We start from the raw sequence: 21,455 nt of genomic DNA, 5'->3' as shown, positions 1-21,455 counted from the left end.
TTGATCCCGAAATCATCGCTGTTCGTTTTCACGTCGCCGGGACAAAGCGTTTTGAGCGCTCCATGGCCAGTCCTGGGACGTTTGTCAGGCGCAAAAAAAGGCTGCTTAGCCCATCTTCGCCATCATTTCACGCGCACCCAGCACATTGATCGCCCTTTTAAAGTTATAGGCAAGCACCGCCAGCGACATCTCTATTCGCGCGCCTTTCAGTTGGCGTAGCAAGAACCGTCCATTGCCCATGATCCATTGCTTGAGGTTGCCGAAGGGGTGTTCAACGATGGACCTTCGTTCAACCATCTTCTCCGGATGCGCCTGCATGCGCTGCTCCATTCGCTCAAAAGCGGCCTCATGCGCATGCCGCGTTACTTTCCGGCGGGAGGTCTTGGTGCACTGACTTTTCAGCGGGCAGTGGGCGCAGTCACTGGGCAGTGCGTGGTAAATACGCGTGCCGCGATTCAGTTGCGTCAGCGTCAGTAGCTTGCCATTCGGGCACCGGTACTGATCGTCCAGGGCCTCATACGTAAACTGGGTGCGGTCAAAGAATTTTACGTCCCCGCCCCGCGTGTTGATCGTTCGATTCAGCGGCACATACGCCGTGATACCCGCGTCTTCACAGGCCTGGAATTGTTTGCCGTGGGAATATCCGGCATCGGCCACTACCGTCAGCTCTGACTGTTGCAGTACTTCTTTAGCCGCTTTGGCCATGGGTTCAAGCTGTTTGCGGTCATCGCCGTCCTGAGTCACTTCGTGGTGCAGGATCAAGCCGTTCTCGGCATCCACCGCCGTCTGCACGTTGTACGCCACGGCCATGCCTTGCGGCGCCCGCATCATCCGCGCCTCGCTTTCGGTGCTGATGAACTGCTCGACTTCCAGCGCCTTCATCACCTGCTGACGGGTCAGGTTGTTGTCTCGTTTGTTGCTCAGACGGGCCAAAGCGGCTTTGACTTTCTGCTTATCCACAGGCTGATCGGCGTCGTCTTTGTCCGCCCGATCAAGCTCCGCCAGGTACTGGGTAATCTTCTTGTTCAGTATTTCCTCATCGCGCTTAAGGTGCTTGAGGCTCATATGACGGCGCTTGGAGGCCACGGCTTTGAATTTGCTGCCGTCGATAGCAACCAGCTTGCCGGCGATTAGCCCCACTTCACGGCAAAAAAGAATGAAGAGTCGGCAGATGGCGGCGAATGCGGCACCGTTGTCTCTGCGGAAATCGGCGATGGTTTTGAAGTCAGGTGCGAGCTGATTGAGCAGCCACATGACTTCGATGTTGCGCAGGCATTCGGCTTCGAGGCGGCGTGACGAACGGATGCTGAGGAAATAGCCGTAGAGATAAAGTTTGAGCAGGTCTGCCGGATCATAGGGCGGGCGCCCGTTGCCCTTGAGGACAGCCTTGTCGAATCCCAGCTCCCGCAGATTGAGCTGGGTGACATAGGCATCAATGACTCTGACCAAGTGGTCTACCGGAATGGATTCTTCCAGCGACACCGGAAAAAGACTGCTCTGATCGCGCGCTATGCCTTGGATGTATGCCACAAAAATGCCCCCAATCTTCCGATGAAGGCATTTTCTTAGACCGTTGCAAGAATTGCCAGGTTTTCACACAGTCTGTGTGGGAGCAGGCTTGCCTGCGAATGCCGTCAGAGCTCATCGAAATACTCGACCAAACCGCTATAGCAAGTCGCCAGGTGATAAGGCGTGGTCGACGGCATATCGCTACGACTGACCTTGCCCTGATCATCCAGACATTCGTGCCAGCCCGCCGGATGCAAAAAACGCTGTTGCAGCGCGATCAGTTGCCGCGCCAACAGCGCTTCACTGTCTGGTCGCAAGGCCAGCGCCCGCAGGTATTCGGCCTGCGCCCAGATTCGCTGGGTGCCATCACGCACGGCGCCATCGACTTCCAGCATGGCCTTGACCGCGCCGGTATGCGGATCGACGCCGAGTCGCTCGGTATAGTCGAATGCCCGGGTCAGCGACGCGTGCAGCGGGCTGTCACGAAGCAGCGGCGAAGACTCCAGCAGGAAGAACCATTCGAACTGATGCCCCGGCTCGAACCAGTTATCCACAGCGCCCATCGGTTTTTCCAGCATCACACCGTGCGCAGGGTCGATGAATCGCTCCTGCATCGCGGCCACCAACTGTGCCAGCGCCGCTTGCGTGGCCAGGTCTTCGCGCACCGACAAGGTGGCGAGGAAGGCTTCAGCCAGGTGCATCAACGGATTCTGCAACGGACCACTGTCGAGGGACGACCAGTCCTGATCGAGACTGGCTTCGTACAGCCCGGTGCCATCGGCGAAGCGCTCGGCCACCACGTTGAGGGCGGCATTGAGCACCGACTCGACCAATGGCTCGCTCACTTTGGCCCAGTAATGGGCGCAGGCGAAAATGATGAATGCGTGGCTGTACAGGTCCTTGCGCCGATCCAGCGGCGCGCCTTGCGGGTCGATGCTGTAAAACCAGCCGCCGTGCTCGGGATCATGAAAATGCCGCTGCAAGGAACGGAACAGTGCTGCCGCGTGGGCTTTGGCACCCGGTGCAGACGGCTGATCGATCAGGCTGGAAAACAGATACAACTGCCGTGCACAGGCCATCGCGCGGTAACGTTGGGGAGGCAACGGCCGATGATTGGCGTCCACGGCCTCATACGGCAGTGCCAGCTCCGCATTCCAGCCGGGACCTAGCCAGAGCGGCACGATTACCTGCTGGAAATGCAGCTGCATGGCAGCGAACACCGTGGTCAATTCAGGCTTGGAGGCGGAGCTGGAAACATCGGGCATCGGCTGGCGTCACGGCAAGGGCGTTTGCGCGACATGGTAGCAGGCGGCTTAGTGTCTGACACAGATCCCTTGAGCCTGCTGAGGGGACTGATTTATTTTCAGCGCTTCATCGAAAATCAATCTGTCCCCGCCTGTGAGGACCGGGACAGATTGGTTTTTCAAAGAGCGCGAAAAACAAATCAGTCCCCTGATTCAGATCAACCCGCCATCAACCAAACCCCCGCCGCAGCCGACGCAGCGCCCGCAATCCGCACCAGTGGCGAGGCCGCCTGTGGCAGGAAGCGCACCACTGCGTAACCGGCAGCATGCAAGGCGGCGGAAGCAGCGACGAAGCCAGTCGCGTAGGCCCACGGGCTGGACATCTCAGGCAGCTCAAGGCCGTGCGCCACACCGTGAAACAGCGCGAACAAGGCAGTTGCAGCCACGGCCAGCGCCAGTGGCGGCCGCACAGCCAGTGCCACGGCCAGGCCCAGGGCGAACACCGATGCGGCGATACCGCTTTCCAGTGCCGGCAGGTTCAAGCCGGCAAACCCCAATACACCGCCGATCAGCAGGGTGCCAACGAAGGTGCAGGGCAGCGCCCAGCGCGCCGTGCCTTGTTGTTGTGCGGCCCAGAGGCCGACAGCCAGCATCGCCAGCAAGTGATCAATACCGCTGAGGGGGTGGCTGATCCCGGCCAACAGGCCGTTGTCACCATGGCCGGGATGGGCGAAGGCCAGGGCCGGGGTCAACAGTAAGGCGAGGGCGCACAGGGTTTTTATGTAATTCATGACTGGCTTCCTTGAAAGGGTGGAATCACGCCGCCTGAGTCAGCAGGCCCTGGCGTTCGATGAAGGCAATGATCTGCTCAAGACCGAGGCCGGTTTTCTGGTTGCTGAAGACGAAGGGTTTGTCGCCGCGCATCTTCTTCGTGTCGCGGTCCATCATTTCCAGCGACGCGCCCACCAGCGGCGCCAGGTCGACCTTGTTGATCACCAGCAAGTCGGACTTGCAGATGCCGGGGCCGCCCTTGCGCGGCAGCTTGTCGCCGGCCGAGACGTCGATCACATAAATGGTCAGGTCCGACAGCTCGGGGCTGAAGGTGGCGGACAGGTTGTCGCCACCGGATTCGACGATGATCAGATCCAGCCCCGGAAAGCGCCGGTTCAGTTGATCCACGGCTTCCAGATTGATCGAGGCATCTTCGCGAATCGCCGTGTGCGGGCAGCCACCGGTTTCGACGCCGATGATCCGCTCCGGCGCCAGGGCTTCATTGCGCACCAGAAAGTCGGCATCTTCGCGGGTGTAGATGTCGTTGGTGACCACGGCCAGGTTGTAGCGCTCGCGCAGGGCCAGGCACAGGGCCAGGGTCAGGGCGGTCTTGCCGGATCCGACCGGGCCGCCGATGCCGACACGCAGAGGTTGGCTGTTCATAAGGTTCTCCTTGGAAGGTCAGGACCGAAACAATCGGCTGTATTGGCGTTCATGGGCCATGCTCGCCAGTGACAGGCCGAAGGCAGCACTGCCGTAATGCTGTGGGTCGATGGCGGTGGCCTGTTGTTGCGCCTGTTGCAGCAGCGGCAGCAACTCACTGGTCAAGCGTTGTGCGGCTTGCTGGCCTAGCGGCAGGGTTTTCATCAGCACGGCCAATTGGTTTTCCAGCCAACTCCACAACCACGCGGCCAAGGCGTCTTGTGGGCTGATCTGCCAGGCGCGGGCGGCCAAGGCCCAGCCCAGCGCCAGATGCGGCTCAGGCAGTTGGGCGAGAAACGCTCGCGCCGGACGATCCAGTTCCGGCAGGCCGTTGAGCAGCTGTTGCAGGGAATAGCCCATCTGCCGGCTTTCCTGATGCAGCTCACGGGTTTCCCGACTGGCGCGGTGTTCCTGGCTCAATTGCAGCAATTGGCCCCAGTTGTCCTGCGTCGCCGCCGTGCAATGGGCCAGTAGTAAAGGTGCGTCGAAACGGGCCAGGTTGAGCAGCAGTTGATCACCGATCCAGCGTCCAGCGCTGGGTGGATCGCTGACTAACGCTTGCTCGACCGCCATCTCCAGGCCTTGCGAATAGCTGTAACCGCCAATCGGCAGCTGCGGACTGGCCAGACGCAGTAGCGCCCAGGCGCTGTTCACGTACGCACGCCAAATTGGTGCAGGCGCGGCGGGTAATTGAAATCTTCATCGCCGTGCCGCGAATGGTGATGACCGCCGCCATAGGCACCGTGCTCGGGCTGGAACGGGGCTTCGAGGGATTCGGTGGTGGCGCCTAGCTGGTCAAGCATGGCCTTGAGTACATAGTCATCGAGCAAGCGCAGCCAGCCATCGCCCACTTGCAGTGCGACATGCCGATTACCCAAATGGTAAGCCGCGCGGGTCAACTCATAAGCGCTGCTGCAGGTGACATGCAGCAGTAGCTCGGGCCGCGCGCAGACGCGCACGATGCGCCCGTCCTCGGCTTGCAGGCATTCGCCATCGCGCAAGGGCGGTTGGCCGCGTTCGAGAAACAGCCCGACGTCTTCACCTTCGGCGCTGAAGCAGCGCAGGCGGCTCTTGCTGCGCGCCTCGAAATTCAAATGCAGTTCGGCAGCCCAGGTGGCTTGAGGATCGATTCTTCGATGAATCACCAGCATCAGAGTGCTTCCAGCTAATTGCGATGCAATAACCAGAGCAAGGGGCTTGCCAACGTCGGAATGCGCCTACAGACGAAGGATGTGTTTGAAGGTGGGGCGGAGGATTGCGTCAAATTGGTGCGTAAGTCGAAACGGAGCACCGTTTGTGATCATTCGGTGCTGCCCAAACCTTGCCAGTGGTTGGCACCGATAAAGATGAAGCGCAGCTGCTGGGTGATCTTGGCGCGGGGCGTAAGGTGTTCGGCGAGGTTTTCGGCGGGGGGATCAATCAGCTCAGGCAGCATGGCGAACACACTTTTCACCACCAGATCGGCCATGACAGATAAGTCATCAGGGTCCAGGTGCTGCAATTTGGGCATCCCCGCCAGGTCGGCGGCGAGGTCTGCGCTGATGCCTTCGCGCAGGGCGCCCAGTGCTTGACGCACTTGAAGCGAGCCGCCGTATTGTTCGCGGGCCAGAAACAGGAATTGCGAGCGGTTGGCTGCGACCACCTCAAGAAAGATCTTCACCGACGCATCGATGATCCCGCTCACCACGAATTTGTTGTGCCGCACCAGACGAATGGTTTCGCGAAAGGTCTGGCCCACTTCACAGACCAAGGCCAGGCCCAGTTGGTCCATGTCGTCGAAATGCCGATAGAACCCGGTGGGTACGATGCCCGCCGTTCTGGCCACTTCACGCAGGCTCAGGCTGCCGAATCCCCGCCCGCTTTCCATCAGACTGCGAGCGGCGTCCAGCAAGGCGTGGCGGGTTTGTTGTTTCTGTTCGGCACGGGGCGGCATGGGGTGGCGGGTATCTAAAGGGAGACTGCGCAGCACTTTAACAAATTTATGGGGTTAGCTCGCGCGTTGGTGTTGTTCGATCAAACGATCAGAACCGCTTTCAGCGACGCGTTGGTATTGCTGGATCAAACGAGCAGAACCGGTATCGGCTACACGGCTATGTTGTTCGATCAGACGATCAGAACCACCTTCGGCAACGGTGTGGTGAATCACCGCCGAGACGGGTTTTGCCTCGGCAGAGATAGCCTGCTCACCCGCTGGCATGGCGAAAGTGTTGGCAGCCAGCAGTGAGAGAGTCAGGCTAAGCAGCAGTTGGCGTTTCATGTAGGGCGCTCCTCGGAAGGGCATTAAAAAAGAATGGTGCTCATGCTACTCCCGAGATCTCGATATAAAAGTTCATATGGCTAATGGTAACAATCAACTAAATTGATTCGTTGCCCCAGCCCTTGCAGACCGGGGCCTGCAGGGAAATGGTTTTGCCCTGATTTGGGGGAATCGAGCCCTGCTTTGCTCCCTGAGAGGGCGAGTAGAGGCTGCACTCTCGGATTGAACTCAGCTAATTTGCTATACCGACCAAACCTGCGGCGCTTTTTTCAGTCGAAAGGCAAAGCCGTATGGAAGCGCGATCCAGGCACATGTCGGGCAGCGCTGCTGCTGGTATCAAGAGAGAGTCAGGGGAGTTGTGCAATGACGCGCAGCAGTAAGTTTTTGGTCTGGACCGGTGTCACGCTGTTGGTGGTGCTGGCCGCTCTGGTCATTGTGGTCGCCACGTTCGATTGGAATCGAGTCAAGCCGACCCTCAACGAAAAAGTCTCCGCAGCCTTGCATCGGCCCTTTGCAATCAAGGGCAATCTCGCTGTGCTCTGGCAGCGCGAACCGGATCAAGGGAGCTGGCGCGCCTGGTTGCCGTGGCCGCATTTCGTCGCCGAAGACCTGACGCTGGGCAATCCGGACTGGTCCAAAAATCCGCAGATGGTCACCCTCAAGCGGGTCGAGTTCCGCCTGGCGCCGCTGCCGTTGCTGGTTCGGCAGGTGGTCATTCCGAGGATCAACCTGACCGCTCCCGATGCGAAGCTGGAGCGCCTGGCCGATGGCCGCGCCAACTGGACCTTCGACTTGCCCAAGACCGACGCAAATGCCGCGCCGTCGAAGTGGGTGCTGGATATCGGCGCGATTGGCTTCGATAAAGGACTGGTCAGCCTCAATGACCAACGCCTGAAGACTCAGTTGGATCTGGTGATCGACCTTCTGGGCAAACCGATCCCGTTCAGCGATATCGTGGGCAGCAGCGAAGCGAAAAAAGTTCAGGACAAGGGCGCCGCACCGCAGGACTACGCGTTTGGCCTGACGGTCAAAGGGCAGTACCACGGGCAGGCACTCAGCGGTAATGGCAAAGTCGGTGGGTTGTTGGCACTCAAGGACGCGACGCAACCTTTCCCGTTGCAAGCCGATCTGCAAATTGCCGACACCCGCATTGCCGTGGCCGGAACCCTGACCGACCCGCAAAACCTCGGCGCGCTGGATTTGCGCCTGAAGCTGGCAGGCAGCAGCCTGGGTAACCTGTACCCGTTGACGGGCGTGACCTTGCCTGATTCGCCAGCCTATTCCACTGACGGTCATTTGATTGCCAAGTTGCATGAGTCCGGCGGGGCGTCGTTCCGCTATGACGGCTTCAACGGCAAGATCGGCAACAGCGATATCCATGGTGATCTCGGTTACGTTGCCAGCCAGCCGCGTCCGAAATTGACCGGAGCGCTGGTGTCCAACCAATTGCTGCTCGCTGATCTGGCGCCGTTGATCGGTGCCGATTCCAATGCTGCCCAGAAAAAGCGCGGCGGCGACAGCCAGCAACCCACGGGCAAGGTGCTGCCGGTGGAGGAGTTCCGTACCGAGCGCTGGCGCGATATGGATGCCGACGTCGAGTTCACTGGCAAGAAAATCGTCCAGAGCAAAAACCTGCCGTTCACGGACCTGTACACCCACGTGTTGCTCGACGACGGCCGGCTTAGCCTGCAACCTCTGCGTTTCGGTGTGGCGGGCGGTAAGCTCGACGCCGATGTTCGTCTGGACGGGCGCGCCACGCCACTGGAAGGGAGGGCAAAGCTCACGGCGCGTAACTTCAAGCTCAAACAGCTGTTTCCCACCTTCGAACCGATGCAGACCAGCTTCGGCGAGTTGAATGGCGACGCCGACATCAGCGGGCGCGGCAATTCGGTGGCGGCCCTGCTGGGGACCGCCAATGGCGATCTGAAGATGCTGGTCAATGATGGCACCATCAGCCGTGGCCTGATGGAAATCGCCGGGCTCAACGTGGGCAATTACGTGATCAACAAGATGTTTGGCGACCAGGAAGTGAAGATCAACTGCGCCGCGGCCGATCTGGGGATCAAGAACGGTCTGGCCACGACTCGGCTGTTCGTGTTCGATACCGAGAACGCGATTGTCTACATCAATGGCACGGTGAATTTCAGCAGTGAGCAACTGGATTTGAAGATCAGTCCCGAATCCAAGGGCGTGCGCGTGTTTTCGCTGCGTTCGCCCTTGTATGTGCGTGGTACGTTTGCCAAGCCCGATGCCGGGGTTCAGTCCGGGCCATTGCTGTTGCGCGGTGCGGGGATGGTGGTGCTCGGCGCAGTCATGGGACCGGCAGCCGGTCTACTGGCGCTGGTGGCCCCAAGCGCTGGCGAGCCCAATCAATGCGCGCCGCTGCTTGAGCAGATGAAAGCGGGCAATGCGCCGAAGACGGTGAAGTGAGAGCGATGGAGCAACACAATTCCGTGTAGGAGCTGCCGAAGGCTGCGATAGGCCGGGGTCGCGCTCGACCGGTACGACCTTCATCGGTCGAAAGAAACCAACCGCTTCGCGGTTGATCGCAGCCTTCGGCAGCTCCTACAGTAGATTTTGGTTGCGTCCAACCTACGTCATAAATCCTTCAACAGATCCGCCATGTCATCCGCATGCTCTTCTTCCTGAGCCAGGATGGTTTCGAAGATCCGCCGGGTGGTGGGGTCTTGTTCGCCGACGTATTGGATGATTTCGCGGTAGCTGTCGATGGCGATCCGCTCGGCGACCAGGTCTTCGTAGACCATTTCCTTGAGCGTGTTACCCGCGACGTACTGCGCATGGGAGTTCTTGGACAGGGTGTCCGGATTGAATTCCGGTTCGCCCCCCAATTGCACGATGCGTTCGGCCAGCAGGTCTGCGTGTTGGGCTTCCTGTGCTGCGTGTTCGGCGAATTCGGTGGCGGCGACGGCGGCCTTGAGGCCCGTGGCCATGTAGAAGTGGCGTTTGTAGCGCAGCACGCAGACCAGCTCAGTGGCCAGCGATGCATTGAGCAACCGCAGGATCTCTTCCCTATCAGCGCTGTACCCCTCGGTCACCGCGCCGTTTTCCACGTTCAAGCGCGCACGTTGGCGCAAGCTGTTCACATCCGATAATTGCTGCTCGTTGCTCATCATCAATCTCCAGGGCTAATCCGTTTTCCGTCTCGCTCTGTGAGAGGCGACCGTCAAAAAGGTCAATTGGCCGCTCCGGCGTGATCGGTACCTAGTTGTGAGTGATGAGCGCCGAGAAAGTTTTATTGAAGTGGGTGGTTGTCATATTGCTACGCTCGCTTGCGCGCGAGACTGTAGGCCAGCATCTTGCACGTGCCGCTATGGTTGAATCCCCCTCCAATGCACAGGATGCAGGCTTATGACGCAACAACTCGCCACGCGTTATCCGTTGGTGATGGTCCCGGGTTTGTTGGGGTTTGTTCGATTGGTGGTGTACCCCTACTGGTTCGGGATCGTAACGAAGTTGCGCCGTGGCGGAGCCAGGGTCTTTCCGGTGCTGGTGTCTCCCGTCAATTCCACAGAGGTGCGTGGCGAACAGCTGCTACGACAGATCGAGCAGATCGTGCGCGACACAGGAGCGGCCAAGGTCAACCTGATCGGCCACAGCCAGGGTGCGCTGACCATTCGCTATGCCGCTGCGAAGCGCCCGGATCTGGTGGCCTCAGTGACGTCGGTCGCCGGCCCCAACCATGGCTCGGAGCTGGCGGATTACCTGGAGCGAAGCTACCCCGTAGGCAGCGCCCGAGGACGCCTGCTCAACTTCGCGTTGTACCTGTTGGCCTGGCTGATGAGCCTGTTGGAGAGCGGCTATCGCGGGCCGAAACTGCCGGTGGATATCAATGCGTCTCATCAATCGCTCACCACCGAAGGGGTCGCGTTGTTCAACAGCCGCTACCCGCAAGGTCTGCCCGCTACTTGGGGCGGGCAGGGCGAAGAACTGGTCAACGGCGTGCGTTATTACTCCTGGTCCGGGACATTGCAGCCGGGGCGCAGTGATCGCGGGTGCAATCGTCTGGACGGCACCAACGTCACCTGTCGCCTGTTCGCCCGTACCTTCACCCGCGAAGTCGGGCAATGCGACGGCATGGTCGGGCGTTTCAGTTCACATCTGGGGACGGTCATCGGTGATGACTACCCTCTCGACCATTTCGATATCGTCAATCAGACGCTCGGGCTGGTGGGCAAGGGCGCGGACCCTGTGGGGTTGTTCGTCAAACATGCCGAGCGCTTGAAAGCGGCCGGTCTATAGCGCTGTCGGTCTATAACGCTGTGGATGCGGCCCCCAGCGGTGTCCTCCAGCGCTCTGCCAGCACCACGCCGCCCAGGGTCAGCGCGCCGCCGAGCAAGTGATACAAGGCCAGGCGTTCGCCCAGTACAGCTGCGGCGATCAGCGCCGTGACGATCGGCAGCAGGTTGAAAAACAGCGTCGTACGGCTCGGGCCCAGACGGCTGATGGCTTGCATCCACATCAGCGGCGCCAGCATCGAGGTGGGAATGCAGGCGTACAGAATCAGCGGAATGTTGCTCGGGCTCAGCCCGGCCTTGGGCGACAGGATAAACAGCGGCAGCAACACGATAATCGCCACCAACACTTGCAGGTACAGCAGCTGTAGCGGCGGCATGCGCAACTGCCATTTTTTCAGCAGCGTGCTGTAGACCGCATACGCCAGCGTTGCCACCAGCATCATCCCGTCGCCGAGATTCATGCCGTGCTCGATCAGCGCGCTCAGGCTACCGGCTGAAACGACAACCAGCACCCCGCCGAAAGACAGCACCGCGCCCACCAGCGCGCCGGCCGTCAGGCGATTGCCGAGGCTGGTGATCGACAGCGTCAGGGCCATCATCGGCATCAGAGACAGAATGATTCCCATATTGGTGGCCGAGGTCAGAGTCGCGGCGAAGTACGCCAGGCTTTGATACACCGCCATACCGAGCACGCCGAGGATGAAGATTTTCCCCAAGTCGGGCTTGATCATCGCCCAGTTGGCCACTACCGGTTTGAGCACGAAGGGCGTGAACAGAACCCCAGCCAGCAACCAGCGGTAGAAACCGATCTCGGCGGGAAAAATCACCCCCACGGCCAGTTTGTTGACCACGGTGTTGCCGGCCCAGATCAAAATGGCCAATAACGGATACAGGTATTGCATGAGCGCAACCACGGCAGAATGAGCCGTGATTATCCGCCTGTCTGTCTTGATGGCTATACTTCGTTTCAGACAACTCCACCCTGATGACAGACAGCATGAGCACAAAGCTACTCAGTATCCCCGACTTTTCCGCGCTGCCATCCCCGGTTTATCTGCGTCACGACGAGTTTGGTGCTGACACTCACAGCACGTCGCACCAGCACGCCTGGGGGCAGCTCAACTTCGTGGCCCGTGGAGTGATGGAGTTGGACATAGCCGGCCAACGTTTTTTGTCGCCACCGCAGTACGCCGTGTGGATTCCACCCCACATGCAACACAGCGCCTACAACCGCCAGGCCATCGTCTATCGCTCGGTCTATCTGTCCCTCGAACACAGCGCCAACTTACCGGCCGAGCCGTGCACGCTGGTGATCAGCGACATTCTTAAAGCCATCCTCAATGACTTTGCCGAGCGCGACGTGAAAATCCCTGAGTGCGAATCCGACATCCGGCTGGCGCAAGTGCTGGTGGATCAATTGCGTCTGGCGCGAGTACAGACGCGCTATCTGCCTTACGCGCAAAGCCCCGGCTTGCTCTCGGTGCTACAGGCTTTGCAGGCCGATCCCGGCGATAACCGGCCCTTGGTCGAGTGGGCCAGTCGGGTGCATGTCAGCGAGCGGACGCTGGCGCGCCAGTGTTTACGGGAGTTGGGCATGAGCTTTGGCGACTGGCGTCAGCGCCTGCGGTTTCTGGCGGCCATCGAGGCGCTGGAGGGTCATCGCTCGGTGCAGGAAATCGCCTTCGACATGGGCTACAGCAGCGCTTCGGCGTTTATCTCGATGTTCCAGCGCTTGGCCAGCTGTACCCCTGAACAGTACCGGCGGCAGGCGAAAAGGGCCTGAATGACGTTCGTCATATGCCGTAACACATGCCCAAGCGTTGGCTACACTCCAACGCACGCTGCGCTGCCCGGCGCGGAACCAAGGAGAAAACTCCATGAAAATACTGCGTGTTCCTTTGTTGGTCATGGGTTTGTTGATGTGCGCACAAGGATTCGCCGCCACCGCGCAACAGAACAAAATGGCAACCTGCAATGCCGCTCCCGAGGCGAAAACCCTCAAGGGCGATGAGCGTAAGGCGTTCATGAGCAACTGCCTCAAAGCCACACCCGCAGCCACCCCTGCCACCCAGCCGCTCACCGCTCAGCAGCAAAAGATGAAAGATTGCAATGCCGACCCTCAGGCAAAAACCTTGAAGGGCGATGCACGCAAAACATTCATGAGTACGTGCCTCAAAAAATAATTTTCAGTCGGTTACCATGACAGGTGCAGCGACACTGCCAGCACGGTAAAACCTGCGATTGCGGGCATTGATTCAGACCGCCATCGCAGCCTTGATCAGTTGATCGTCGGTACCCTCTCAGGATCGCTGGTCCTCAACTCAGAACGCTGGCAGACTGCCCCCCTTTTCGCGCCGTTCGTCTTGAGGCTGTCATGCCAACGTTTTCTCCGCGCCACGTGTTGTTGGCCAGTTTGATCATCATTTGTGGCGGTTTGTTGCTGGTATTGCCACTCAAACTCCTACCCAGTCTGCTGGCCGGGTTGTTGGTGTTCGAGCTGGTGAACATGCTCACGCCCAAGTTGCAGTTGTTGATTGCCGGAGAGCGCGCACGCTGGCTGGCGGTGGCGTTGCTGGGCACCTTGGTGGTCAGTGTGCTGGCGTTGCTGTTTGCCGGTGCGATCAGTTTTTTACTGCACGAAGCAGAAAACCCTGGCGCGTCACTGGATAAATTCATGATTCTGGTGGACCGCGCCCGTAGCCAGTTACCGCCGTTCATCGACAGTTATCTGCCCGCCAGCGCCGCCGAGTTCCGTGTCTCGCTGGGCGCCTGGTTGACCAAACATGTGGGCGATTTACAACTGCTCGGCAAGGGCGCGGCGCACATGTTCGTCACGCTGCTGATCGGTATGGTGCTGGGTGCAATCGTCGCCTTGCAGCGAGTGAGCCCCGACCACAAGCGCAAGCCACTGTCGGCTGCGCTGTCCGATCGGTTGAACTTTTTAAGCGCGGCTTTCCGCAATATCGTTTTCGCGCAGATCAAGATCGCCCTGCTCAACACCGCGTTTACCACGATCTTCCTGGTGGTGGTCCTGCCGCTATGCGGTATTCATCTGCCGCTGACCAAGACGTTGATCATTCTTACCTTCCTGCTCGGCTTGCTGCCGGTGGTGGGTAATCTGATGTCCAATACGCTGATCTTCATCGTCGGCATGTCGCTGTCGGTCTGGGTGGCCGTGGCGGCGCTGGGGTATTTGATCGTGATCCACAAGCTCGAGTACTTCCTCAATGCCCGGATCGTCGGCGGGCAGATCAGTGCCAAGTCGTGGGAATTGCTGCTGGCGATGCTGATCTTCGAATCAGCCTTCGGCCTGCCGGGGGTAGTGGCCGGGCCGATCTACTACGCGTATTTGAAAAGCGAGTTGCGCAATGCGGAGCTGGTTTAGCGCGGGCAGTCATTCGCAGCGGGACGCGTAGTTGCAAGCCTGCTCCCACAGAGGACCGCATGCCGTCTGTGGGAGCAGGTTTACTCAGCCATACCGCTTCTTGGCTTCAATCGCCAAACCGCTACCGATGCTGCCGAAAATATTGCCTTCCACATGGCGGGCGTTGGGCAGCATCGCCGAGACGCTGTTGCGCAGCGCCGGGATGCCGCTCGAACCGCCGGTGAAGAACACCGTATCGACCTGTTCGACACGCACGTCCGCATCATCGAGCAGTTTCGACACGCTGTTGCGCACGCGCCCCAGTTGTGTGTCGATGGCTGATTCGAACAGCGTCCGGCTCAATTCCACACTCAAGCCCGGCTGAATACGGTCCAGCGGCACGTGGCGGCTTTCTTCGTGGGTCAGCTGGATCTTGGTTTCTTCCACTTCCATCGCCAGCCAGTGCCCGGCGCGTTGCTCGATCAACTTGAACAGGCGATCGATGCCGCCGGTGTCCTCGATGTCGTAACGCATGCTGCCTAATGCCAGCTGGGACTTCTGTGAATACACCGCGTTGATCGTGTGCCAGGTCGCCAGGTTCATGTGGTGGCTGGTGGGCATGTAGGCCTGACTCTTCATCCGGCTGCCGTAACCGAACAGCGGCATCACGCCTTGCAGGCTGAGTTGCTTGTCGAAATCGGTCCCGCCGATGTGTACGCCGCCGGTGGCGAGGATGTCGTCGTGACGGTTATCGATGAAGCGCCGCTCTGGCGACAGGCGCACCAATGAGAAGTCCGAGGTACCACCGCCAATATCGACGATCAGCACCAGCTCTTCGCGTTCGATGGTCGACTCGTAGTCGAAGGCTGCCGCGATAGGCTCGTACTGGAAGGACACTTCCTTGAAGCCGATCTTGTGCGCGACTTCAACCAGTGTGTCTTCGGCTTCCTGGTCCGCAGCGGCGTCGTCATCGACAAAATGCACCGGGCGACCCAGTACCACTTCATCGAACGCGCGACCGGCGGTGGCTTCGGCGCGGTTTTTCAGCTCGCCGATGAACAGTCCCAGCAGGTCCTTGAACGGCATGGCCGTGCCCAGCACGCTGGTGTCGTGCTTGATCAGCTTGGAGCCCAGCAGGCTTTTCAGCGAGCGCATCAGGCGGCCTTCATAGCCTTCCAGGTACTCGTGCAGCGCCAGACGGCCATACACCGGGCGGCGCTCTTCTATATTGAAGAACACGACCGACGGTAACGTGATCTTGTCGTCCTCCAGCGCGATAAGCGATTCCATGCCCGGTCGCAGCCAGCCGACAGTGGAATTGGACGTGCCGAAGTCGATACCGCAGGCACGGGCTGGGGATTCGTTTTTCATGCGTTTCATGTTCCAGTCAAAAAACGGCCGCGCAGTGTATGTCAGCACACCGCAGATGCGTAGGGCGAAACGTCGGTTAGGTGCAGTTAAATCCGAATAAGAGCATGCTACGCGCTGAGCAGGGGCCTTTCGGGGCTGCGCTGGATAATTGGGGATGGTGACCGTTACATGGACTTCAAAGACTACTACAAGATTCTTGGGGTGGAACCGACTGCGGACGACAAGGCGATCAAGGTCGCGTATCGCAAGTTGGCACGCAAATATCACCCGGACGTCAGCAAGGAAAAGGGCGCAGAGGACAAATTCAAAGAGGCCTCAGAGGCTTATGAAGTCCTGAAAAGCCCGGATAAACGCGCCGAATACGATGACCTGCGCAAATATGGCCAGCAGGGTCGTCCTTTCCAGGGCCCTCCTGGCTGGCAGAGCCGTGGTGGCGCACCGGGCGGTTATGGGGATGATCCGGGTGACTTTTCAGACTTTTTCAGCTCGATCTTCGGTGGTCGGGCCCAGCAAGGCCGTGCGCGCAGCGCCGGTCGCCGTGGACAGGATGTAGAAATGGAACTCCCGATCTTCCTCGAAGAAACCCTGTCGACCGAATCGAAACAAGTCAGCTTCAAGGTGGCGCAATACGGTGCTGACGGCCAGCGCATGGCGGACATCACCAAGACCTTGAACGTGAAGATCCCCGCCGGTGTGGCCGACGGCGAGCGCATCCGCCTCAAGGGGCAGGGCGCGCCGGGCGTGGGAGGTGGGGCCAACGGTGATCTGTACCTGATCATCCGTCTGGCACCTCATCCGCTGTTCGATGTTGAAGGTCATGACTTGATCATCACCGTGCCGCTGGCGCCGTGGGAAGCTGCGCTGGGTACCAAAGTCGCCATGCCGACCCTGACCGGCAAGATCAACCTGACCATTCGGCCGGACAGCCAGAGCGGTCAGCGCCTGCGGGTCAAAGGCAATGGCTTGCTCGACAAGCAGGGCCTGCGCGGTGATCTGTATGCCCAGCTCAAAGTCGTGATGCCCAAGTCCACCGACGAAGACACCAAAGCGCTTTGGCAAAGCCTGGCTGAAAAAGCAGCCTTTGATCCGCGTGCCCAATGGAGTAACTGATCATGAGCAGCACCCTGATCGTAGAGTTGGATATGAAGGAATTCTGTCAGGCGACCGATATGCCGGCCGCCTACGTGATCGAAATCGTCGAACACGGCATCCTCGAACCTCAGGGGCGAAAGCCGGACGATTGGTTATTCGATGCCCATGCGTTGGCTGTCGCCAGACGGGCGGTCAAACTGCAGCATGATCTTGAGCTGGAATGGCAAGGCGTCGCTCTGGCGCTTGATCTGTTGGATGAAGTCGAACGCCTGAGGGCCGAGAACCTCATGCTGAAACAGCGGCTGGGGCGGTTTTTGGTGGAGTGATCAGGGGACTGATTTATTTTCAGCGCTTCATCGAAAATCAATCTGTCCCGCTTGGAGGCCGGGGACAGATTGATTTTTCAAAAAGCACGAAAAATAAATCAGTCCCCTCGCTTGGGCAACACCACAGTAAACGATGTGCCATCGTCACGGTTTGAGCAGACCTTGATGCTGCCCTGATGGGCGTTGACCACTTCCTTGACGATAAACAGACCCAGCCCAAGGCTGGTCGAAGGTTGGCCGACCTCTTCGCTGGAACTGCGCACCAGTGGATCGAAAATTGTACCAATCGAGTCTTCGGCAATGGGTTCGCCGAAGTTGTGCATGAGCAGTGTGACGCTGTGCTCGTCAGCGTTGAGGGTCAGGCTGACCTCGTGGCTACTGGAACCGTGCTGTAGCGCATTGCCGATCAGATTTTGCAGCAATTGATTGATGCGCCCGTGATCCCATTCGCCGCGGGTGTCACCGTTGATCAAGAGATGTGGATGACAGTCGGGCTGGGCGGCACAGGCTTCGTCGATGGCCTCGCGACAGGCGGCAGCCAGGTCCATGGGCTTTCGCTCGATGGGCAGAGTGGTGCCCAGGCGGCTGCGCACGAACTCGAGTAAATCCCTGACCATCGCGCTCATATGACGGGTACCGCCCTTGATGCGCGCAATGTAGGACAGCGCGGCTTCATCGAGGCCGACCTTGCGCACCAGCAGCTCCGTGGACATGCTCACCGCCTGCAAGGGCGCGCGCAGGTCATGCCCGAGAATCGCCAGGAAAATATCCCGTGAGCGTGCCACCTGCTCGGCATAGGCCGCGGTGGATTCGGCCAAGGCTTCATCGATGGCTTCGTTGAAACGAATCATGTCCTGAAAATACGCCAGATCCGGCGACTCCAGACTGCCCACCCATAAGCGGATGACACTGGCACGCAAATGACGAAATTCAGACGTCATCTGTACCAAATCAAAGCCCACGGTATGACGTAGTTCGCCATGGCTGGCAGCTGCCTGATCCAGTGTCGAGGATTTTTCCGGGCCTTCACCTTTGGCTTTGGCCGCCTGTTCACTGGCGGTCTGCGCAGTGTTCATGTCCCGGGCGGCCGCCAGCAGAATCGACTTGGCGTGGTCGCGCAACTCCTGACCGCTTAATGAATCCGCTGCCGGTTTGAAGGTTTTTGCGAACTTCTCCCATTCATCGACGATGCGCTCAACCTGCTGGACGATGAATTCAGATAGGCGCATGGGCGGGCAACCTTTGCTGGGACAGCGTTGATGGAGGCGTCTCGCATAGTAGCGCTTTTGCCCCGTTTCAAGCACTGTCCGGTTCGCATCAGAACAAGAAGTACCGCTGCGCCATTGGCAGCACCTCAGCCGGCTCGCACCACAACAGCACGCCATCGGCCTTGACCTGATAGGTCTGCGGATCGACCTCAATGTTCGGCAGATAGTCGTTGTGGATCAGGTCGGTTTTTTTCAGGTTGCGGCAGCCTTTCACCACGCTGATTTTCTTTTTCAGGCCCAATGATTCCGGGATTCCGGCATCCAGCGCCGCCTGGCTGATGAAGGTCATGCTGGTGGCGTGCAGCGAGCCGCCATAGCTGGCGAACATCGGGCGGTAGTGCACCGGTTGCGGTGTCGGAATCGAGGCGTTGGCGTCGCCCATCAGGCTGGCGGCGATGGCGCCCCCTTTCAGGATCAGGCTCGGTTTTACCCCAAAGAACGCCGGGCGCCACAGCACTAGATCGGCCCATTTACCCACTTCGATCGAGCCCACTTCATGGCTGATGCCGTGGGTGATCGCCGGGTTGATGGTGTATTTGGCGATGTAGCGTTTGGCGCGGAAGTTGTCGTTGCCGGGACCGTCTTCAGCCAGCGGACCACGTTGCTTCTTCATTTTGTCGGCGGTCTGCCAGGTGCGCATGATCACTTCGCCGACACGGCCCATGGCCTGGCTGTCGGAACTGATCATCGAGAACGCGCCGAGGTCGTGCAGGATGTCTTCAGCGGCGATGGTTTCGCGACGGATACGGCTTTCAGCGAAGGCCACGTCTTCGGCGATGCTTGGGTCCAGGTGATGGCAAACCATCAGCATGTCCAGGTGTTCGTCGATGGTGTTCTTGGTGAACGGCCGGGTCGGGTTGGTCGAACTGGGCAGGACGTTGGGGAAGCCGCAGGCCTTGATGATGTCCGGGGCATGCCCGCCACCCGCGCCTTCGGTGTGGTAGGTGTGGATGGTGCGGCCCTTGAACGCTGCCAGGGTGGTTTCGACGAAGCCGGATTCGTTGAGGGTGTCGGTGTGGATCGCCACTTGCACATCGTATTGATCGGCGACGCTCAGGCAGTTGTCGATGGCGGCCGGCGTGGTGCCCCAGTCTTCATGCAGTTTCAAGCCGATGGCGCCGGCTTTGACCTGCTCGATCAGCGGTTCGGGCAGGCTGACGTTGCCCTTGCCGGTGAAACCGATGTTCATCGGGAAGACGTCGGCGGCTTGCAGCATGCGCGCCAAGTGCCAAGGGCCCGGAGTGACGGTGGTGGCATTGGTACCCGTGGCCGGGCCGGTGCCGCCGCCGATCATAGTGGTCACGCCACTCATCAGCGCTTCTTCGATCTGCTGGGGGCAGATGAAGTGGATGTGGGTATCGACGCCGCCCGCAGTGAGGATCATGCCTTCGCCAGCAATGACTTCGGTACTGGCACCGATCGCTATGGTTACGTCGGGCTGGATATCCGGGTTGCCGGCCTTGCCGATAGCGGCGATGCGGCCGTTCTTGAGGCCGACGTCGGCTTTGACGATGCCCCAGTGATCGACGATCAGCGCGTTAGTGATCAAGGTGTCGACCACGTCGGCTGCCAGCAGCTGACCCTGGCCCATACCGTCACGAATGACCTTGCCGCCGCCGAACTTCACTTCTTCACCGTAGGTGGTGAAGTCTTTCTCGACTTCGATCCACAGCTCGGTATCGGCCAGTCGCACGCGATCGCCGACGGTGGGGCCGAACATGTCGGCGTAGGCTTGTCTGGAAATCTTCATGGCGATCCTTAATCTTTAATTTTCTGTGCCTGGACTGGCCTCTTCGCAGCCTTCGGCAGCTCCTACAAGTGTTGCGGTGATCTCACTCTGTAGGAGCTGCCGAAGGCTGCGATAAGGTCCGGAGGACCTTCCAGCGTTGTCAGTCCAACTCACCCATGACTCTGCCGGCAAACCCAAACACCCTACGATGTCCCGCCAGGTCCACCAATTCCACATCCCGCGACTGGCCCGGCTCGAAGCGTACGGCGGTGCCGGCGGGGATGTTCAGGCGCATGCCGCGGCTGGCGGCACGCTCGAAGCTCAGGGCGTCGTTGGTTTCGAAAAAGTGAAAGTGCGAGCCGACCTGGATTGGCCGGTCACCGCTGTTGGCAACATTCAGGCTGATCGTACGGCGGCCGGCATTGAGTTCGATATCGCCGGGCTGGATCTGATATTCGCCAGGGATCATGCAGTCGTCCTCGACAAGGTTTTGTAGTAGATGGCCGTTGCTTTGTATTCGCCGTCGGGGCTGCACGCGTAATCGGGCAGCTTGCCGGACAAGGTGTAGCCCACGGAGCGATAGAAGTCTTCGGCGGGCGAGCCGGCTTCAGTGTCCAGGTAAAGCAGGCCGCGCTTGTGTTGGTGCGCGGCCTGCTCAAGGGCGCTCATCAATTGCCCGCCCAGGCCACGCCGCTGCGCCGGTTTCAGCACCAGCAGTTTTTGCACTTCGGCGCGATTGAGGCCGTTCTGCTTTTGGCACAACGACAGTTGAACGCTGGCCAGCACTTGTTCTTCCTGGACCACCGCCCACAGCAGCACATTGCCTTTTTCCAGTTCTGCGCGCACGCCGTCGAAATAGGTAAGGGCCTCACTGGCCTGCAGATTAGCCATGAATCCCACCGACGCGCCGTGCTGGACGGCGTCGAGCAGCAACTCGACCAGACCCTGGCGATAGTGGGGAAAGCTTTCGGCGTTGACGCGTCGTAACTGGGCGGCGTTCATGGGCAGACTTCCTTTTTATGGGCTAGGAGAGCGAGGCGCTGGAGGCGCGGCATCCGGTGTCAGATTCAATTGCATGAAGGTCAGGTCGAGCCAGCGACCGAACTTGGTACCCACCTGTGCCATCTGGCCGGTGATCGCAAAACCGAGGCGTTCGTGCAGACGCACCGAGGCGGCATTACCACTTTCGATGGCGGCGACCATCATGTGTTTGTCGCAGGTCCTGGCGCGCTCGATCAGAGCTTGCATCAACAGCGGGCCGAGGCCATTGCCGCGTTGGTCGGCACGCACATAAACCGAGTGCTCGACGGTATGCCGGAAGCCATCAAACGGCCGCCAGTCGCCGAACGAGGAATAGCCAAGCACGTCATCAGCCGCATCGACCACTACCAGAATAGGGTAGCCCTGGGTCTGACGAGCGTCGAACCAGGCCTTGCGATTGGCGAGATCGACTGCTTGTTCGTTCCAGATGGCCGTGGTGTTGAGCACGGCGTCGTTGTAGATATCGCGGATGCCGGCAAGATCGGCTTCCAGGGCGTCACGAATGAGGTACGTCATTACAAGGCT

23 protein-coding genes are annotated in these 21,455 nt (G+C 59.6%); 7 read left to right on the top strand and 16 right to left on the bottom strand.

The genetic code is table 11. The features are described 5' to 3' along the window. Positions 1-105: 105 nt before the first annotated feature. The 8 genes from AC1MEE_RS22715 to AC1MEE_RS22680 all read right to left on the bottom strand — a co-directional run bounded on the left by AC1MEE_RS22715 (position 106) and on the right by AC1MEE_RS22680 (position 6,483). A complete protein-coding gene (locus tag AC1MEE_RS22715) occupies positions 106-1,530 on the bottom strand; it encodes an IS1182 family transposase (protein ID WP_480410535.1) in 1,425 nt (474 codons plus the stop codon). Between the two features lie 104 nt (positions 1,531-1,634). Beyond that, complete coding sequence (locus AC1MEE_RS22710; protein ID WP_480411777.1) at positions 1,635-2,774, bottom strand: AGE family epimerase/isomerase; 1,140 nt, start codon at positions 2,772-2,774, stop codon at positions 1,635-1,637. 197 nt (positions 2,775-2,971) lie between these two features. Further along, positions 2,972-3,544 (bottom strand): HupE/UreJ family protein, encoded by a 573-nt coding sequence (locus tag AC1MEE_RS22705; protein WP_480411776.1) that lies wholly within the window; start codon positions 3,542-3,544, stop codon positions 2,972-2,974. 25 nt (positions 3,545-3,569) lie between these two features. Then, the gene (gene ureG, locus AC1MEE_RS22700) at positions 3,570-4,187 is read right to left on the bottom strand and encodes an urease accessory protein UreG (RefSeq protein ID WP_480411775.1); all 618 of its coding nucleotides are present in this window, start codon (positions 4,185-4,187) and stop codon (positions 3,570-3,572) included. Positions 4,188-4,205: 18 nt separating this feature from the next. Beyond that, positions 4,206-4,880, bottom strand: coding sequence for an urease accessory protein UreF (locus AC1MEE_RS22695; RefSeq protein WP_480411774.1), 675 nt, complete (start codon positions 4,878-4,880; stop codon positions 4,206-4,208). After that, positions 4,877-5,377: an urease accessory protein UreE gene (gene ureE, locus AC1MEE_RS22690; RefSeq protein WP_480411773.1), complete on the bottom strand. Its 501-nt coding sequence runs from the start codon at positions 5,375-5,377 to the stop codon at positions 4,877-4,879. Before ureE ends, AC1MEE_RS22695 begins: the two co-directional genes overlap by 4 nt. 149 nt (positions 5,378-5,526) lie before the next feature. Next, entirely contained in the window at positions 5,527-6,159 is a 633-nt protein-coding gene (locus AC1MEE_RS22685) for a TetR family transcriptional regulator (protein ID WP_480411772.1), read from the bottom strand. Positions 6,160-6,213: 54 nt separating this feature from the next. Continuing rightward, positions 6,214-6,483, bottom strand: coding sequence for a hypothetical protein (locus AC1MEE_RS22680; RefSeq protein ID WP_480411771.1), 270 nt, complete (start codon positions 6,481-6,483; stop codon positions 6,214-6,216). A gap of 363 nt (positions 6,484-6,846) precedes the next feature. Between AC1MEE_RS22680 and AC1MEE_RS22675 the strand changes: the two genes are divergently transcribed. Then, positions 6,847-8,913, top strand: coding sequence for an AsmA family protein (locus tag AC1MEE_RS22675; RefSeq protein ID WP_480411770.1), 2,067 nt, complete (start codon positions 6,847-6,849; stop codon positions 8,911-8,913). Between the two features lie 167 nt (positions 8,914-9,080). On the opposite strand, the gene AC1MEE_RS22670 is transcribed toward AC1MEE_RS22675, so the two are convergent. Continuing rightward, on the bottom strand, positions 9,081-9,614 hold the full coding sequence (locus tag AC1MEE_RS22670) for a ferritin-like domain-containing protein (protein WP_480416306.1): 534 nt from the start codon (positions 9,612-9,614) through the stop codon (positions 9,081-9,083). A 238-nt stretch (positions 9,615-9,852) separates the two neighbouring features. Here AC1MEE_RS22670 and AC1MEE_RS22665 point away from each other — a divergent pair, with 238 nt between their 5' ends. Continuing rightward, a complete protein-coding gene (locus AC1MEE_RS22665) occupies positions 9,853-10,743 on the top strand; it encodes an esterase/lipase family protein (RefSeq protein ID WP_480411769.1) in 891 nt (296 codons plus the stop codon). Positions 10,744-10,753: 10 nt separating this feature from the next. Here the strand turns inward: AC1MEE_RS22665 and AC1MEE_RS22660 are convergent, their stop codons facing one another. After that, the gene (locus AC1MEE_RS22660; RefSeq protein WP_480411768.1) at positions 10,754-11,641 is read right to left on the bottom strand and encodes a DMT family transporter; all 888 of its coding nucleotides are present in this window, start codon (positions 11,639-11,641) and stop codon (positions 10,754-10,756) included. A gap of 95 nt (positions 11,642-11,736) precedes the next feature. Between AC1MEE_RS22660 and AC1MEE_RS22655 the strand changes: the two genes are divergently transcribed. The 3 genes from AC1MEE_RS22655 to AC1MEE_RS22645 all read left to right on the top strand — a co-directional run bounded on the left by AC1MEE_RS22655 (position 11,737) and on the right by AC1MEE_RS22645 (position 14,124). After that, the gene (locus tag AC1MEE_RS22655; protein ID WP_480411767.1) at positions 11,737-12,522 is read left to right on the top strand and encodes an AraC family transcriptional regulator; all 786 of its coding nucleotides are present in this window, start codon (positions 11,737-11,739) and stop codon (positions 12,520-12,522) included. 94 nt (positions 12,523-12,616) lie between these two features. Further along, complete coding sequence (locus AC1MEE_RS22650; RefSeq protein ID WP_480411766.1) at positions 12,617-12,922, top strand: PsiF family protein; 306 nt, start codon at positions 12,617-12,619, stop codon at positions 12,920-12,922. A gap of 191 nt (positions 12,923-13,113) precedes the next feature. Beyond that, positions 13,114-14,124 carry an AI-2E family transporter gene (locus AC1MEE_RS22645; protein WP_480411765.1) on the top strand — a complete coding sequence of 337 codons (1,011 nt, stop codon included), beginning with the start codon at positions 13,114-13,116 and terminating at the stop codon, positions 14,122-14,124. Positions 14,125-14,208: 84 nt separating this feature from the next. Here AC1MEE_RS22645 and AC1MEE_RS22640 read toward each other — a convergent pair whose 3' ends face one another. Next, entirely contained in the window at positions 14,209-15,474 is a 1,266-nt protein-coding gene (locus AC1MEE_RS22640; protein WP_480411764.1) for an Hsp70 family protein, read from the bottom strand. Positions 15,475-15,642: 168 nt separating this feature from the next. Between AC1MEE_RS22640 and cbpA the strand changes: the two genes are divergently transcribed. Beyond that, positions 15,643-16,584, top strand: a complete 942-nt coding sequence (gene cbpA, locus AC1MEE_RS22635) for a curved DNA-binding protein (RefSeq protein WP_480411763.1) — start codon at positions 15,643-15,645, stop codon at positions 16,582-16,584. A gap of 2 nt (positions 16,585-16,586) precedes the next feature. Beyond that, complete coding sequence (locus tag AC1MEE_RS22630; protein WP_480411762.1) at positions 16,587-16,892, top strand: chaperone modulator CbpM; 306 nt, start codon at positions 16,587-16,589, stop codon at positions 16,890-16,892. A gap of 98 nt (positions 16,893-16,990) precedes the next feature. Here the strand turns inward: AC1MEE_RS22630 and AC1MEE_RS22625 are convergent, their stop codons facing one another. The 5 genes from AC1MEE_RS22625 to AC1MEE_RS22605 all read right to left on the bottom strand — a co-directional run bounded on the left by AC1MEE_RS22625 (position 16,991) and on the right by AC1MEE_RS22605 (position 21,446). Further along, on the bottom strand, positions 16,991-18,121 hold the full coding sequence (locus AC1MEE_RS22625; RefSeq protein WP_480411761.1) for a sensor histidine kinase: 1,131 nt from the start codon (positions 18,119-18,121) through the stop codon (positions 16,991-16,993). 88 nt (positions 18,122-18,209) lie between these two features. Next, positions 18,210-19,910, bottom strand: a complete 1,701-nt coding sequence (gene ureC / locus AC1MEE_RS22620) for an urease subunit alpha (protein WP_480411760.1) — start codon at positions 19,908-19,910, stop codon at positions 18,210-18,212. Positions 19,911-20,049: 139 nt separating this feature from the next. Further along, the gene (locus AC1MEE_RS22615) at positions 20,050-20,358 is read right to left on the bottom strand and encodes an urease subunit beta (protein ID WP_480411759.1); all 309 of its coding nucleotides are present in this window, start codon (positions 20,356-20,358) and stop codon (positions 20,050-20,052) included. Continuing rightward, positions 20,355-20,891, bottom strand: a complete 537-nt coding sequence (locus AC1MEE_RS22610; RefSeq protein WP_480411758.1) for a GNAT family N-acetyltransferase — start codon at positions 20,889-20,891, stop codon at positions 20,355-20,357. Before AC1MEE_RS22610 ends, AC1MEE_RS22615 begins: the two co-directional genes overlap by 4 nt. A gap of 15 nt (positions 20,892-20,906) precedes the next feature. Further along, on the bottom strand, positions 20,907-21,446 hold the full coding sequence (locus AC1MEE_RS22605) for an N-acetyltransferase family protein (protein WP_480411757.1): 540 nt from the start codon (positions 21,444-21,446) through the stop codon (positions 20,907-20,909). Between the last annotated feature and the right edge of the window lie 9 nt (positions 21,447-21,455).

The sequence above is a fragment of the Pseudomonas sp. ASL3 genome (genome assembly GCF_056680425.1).
This window is presented reverse-complemented; position numbering and strand designations above follow the sequence as displayed.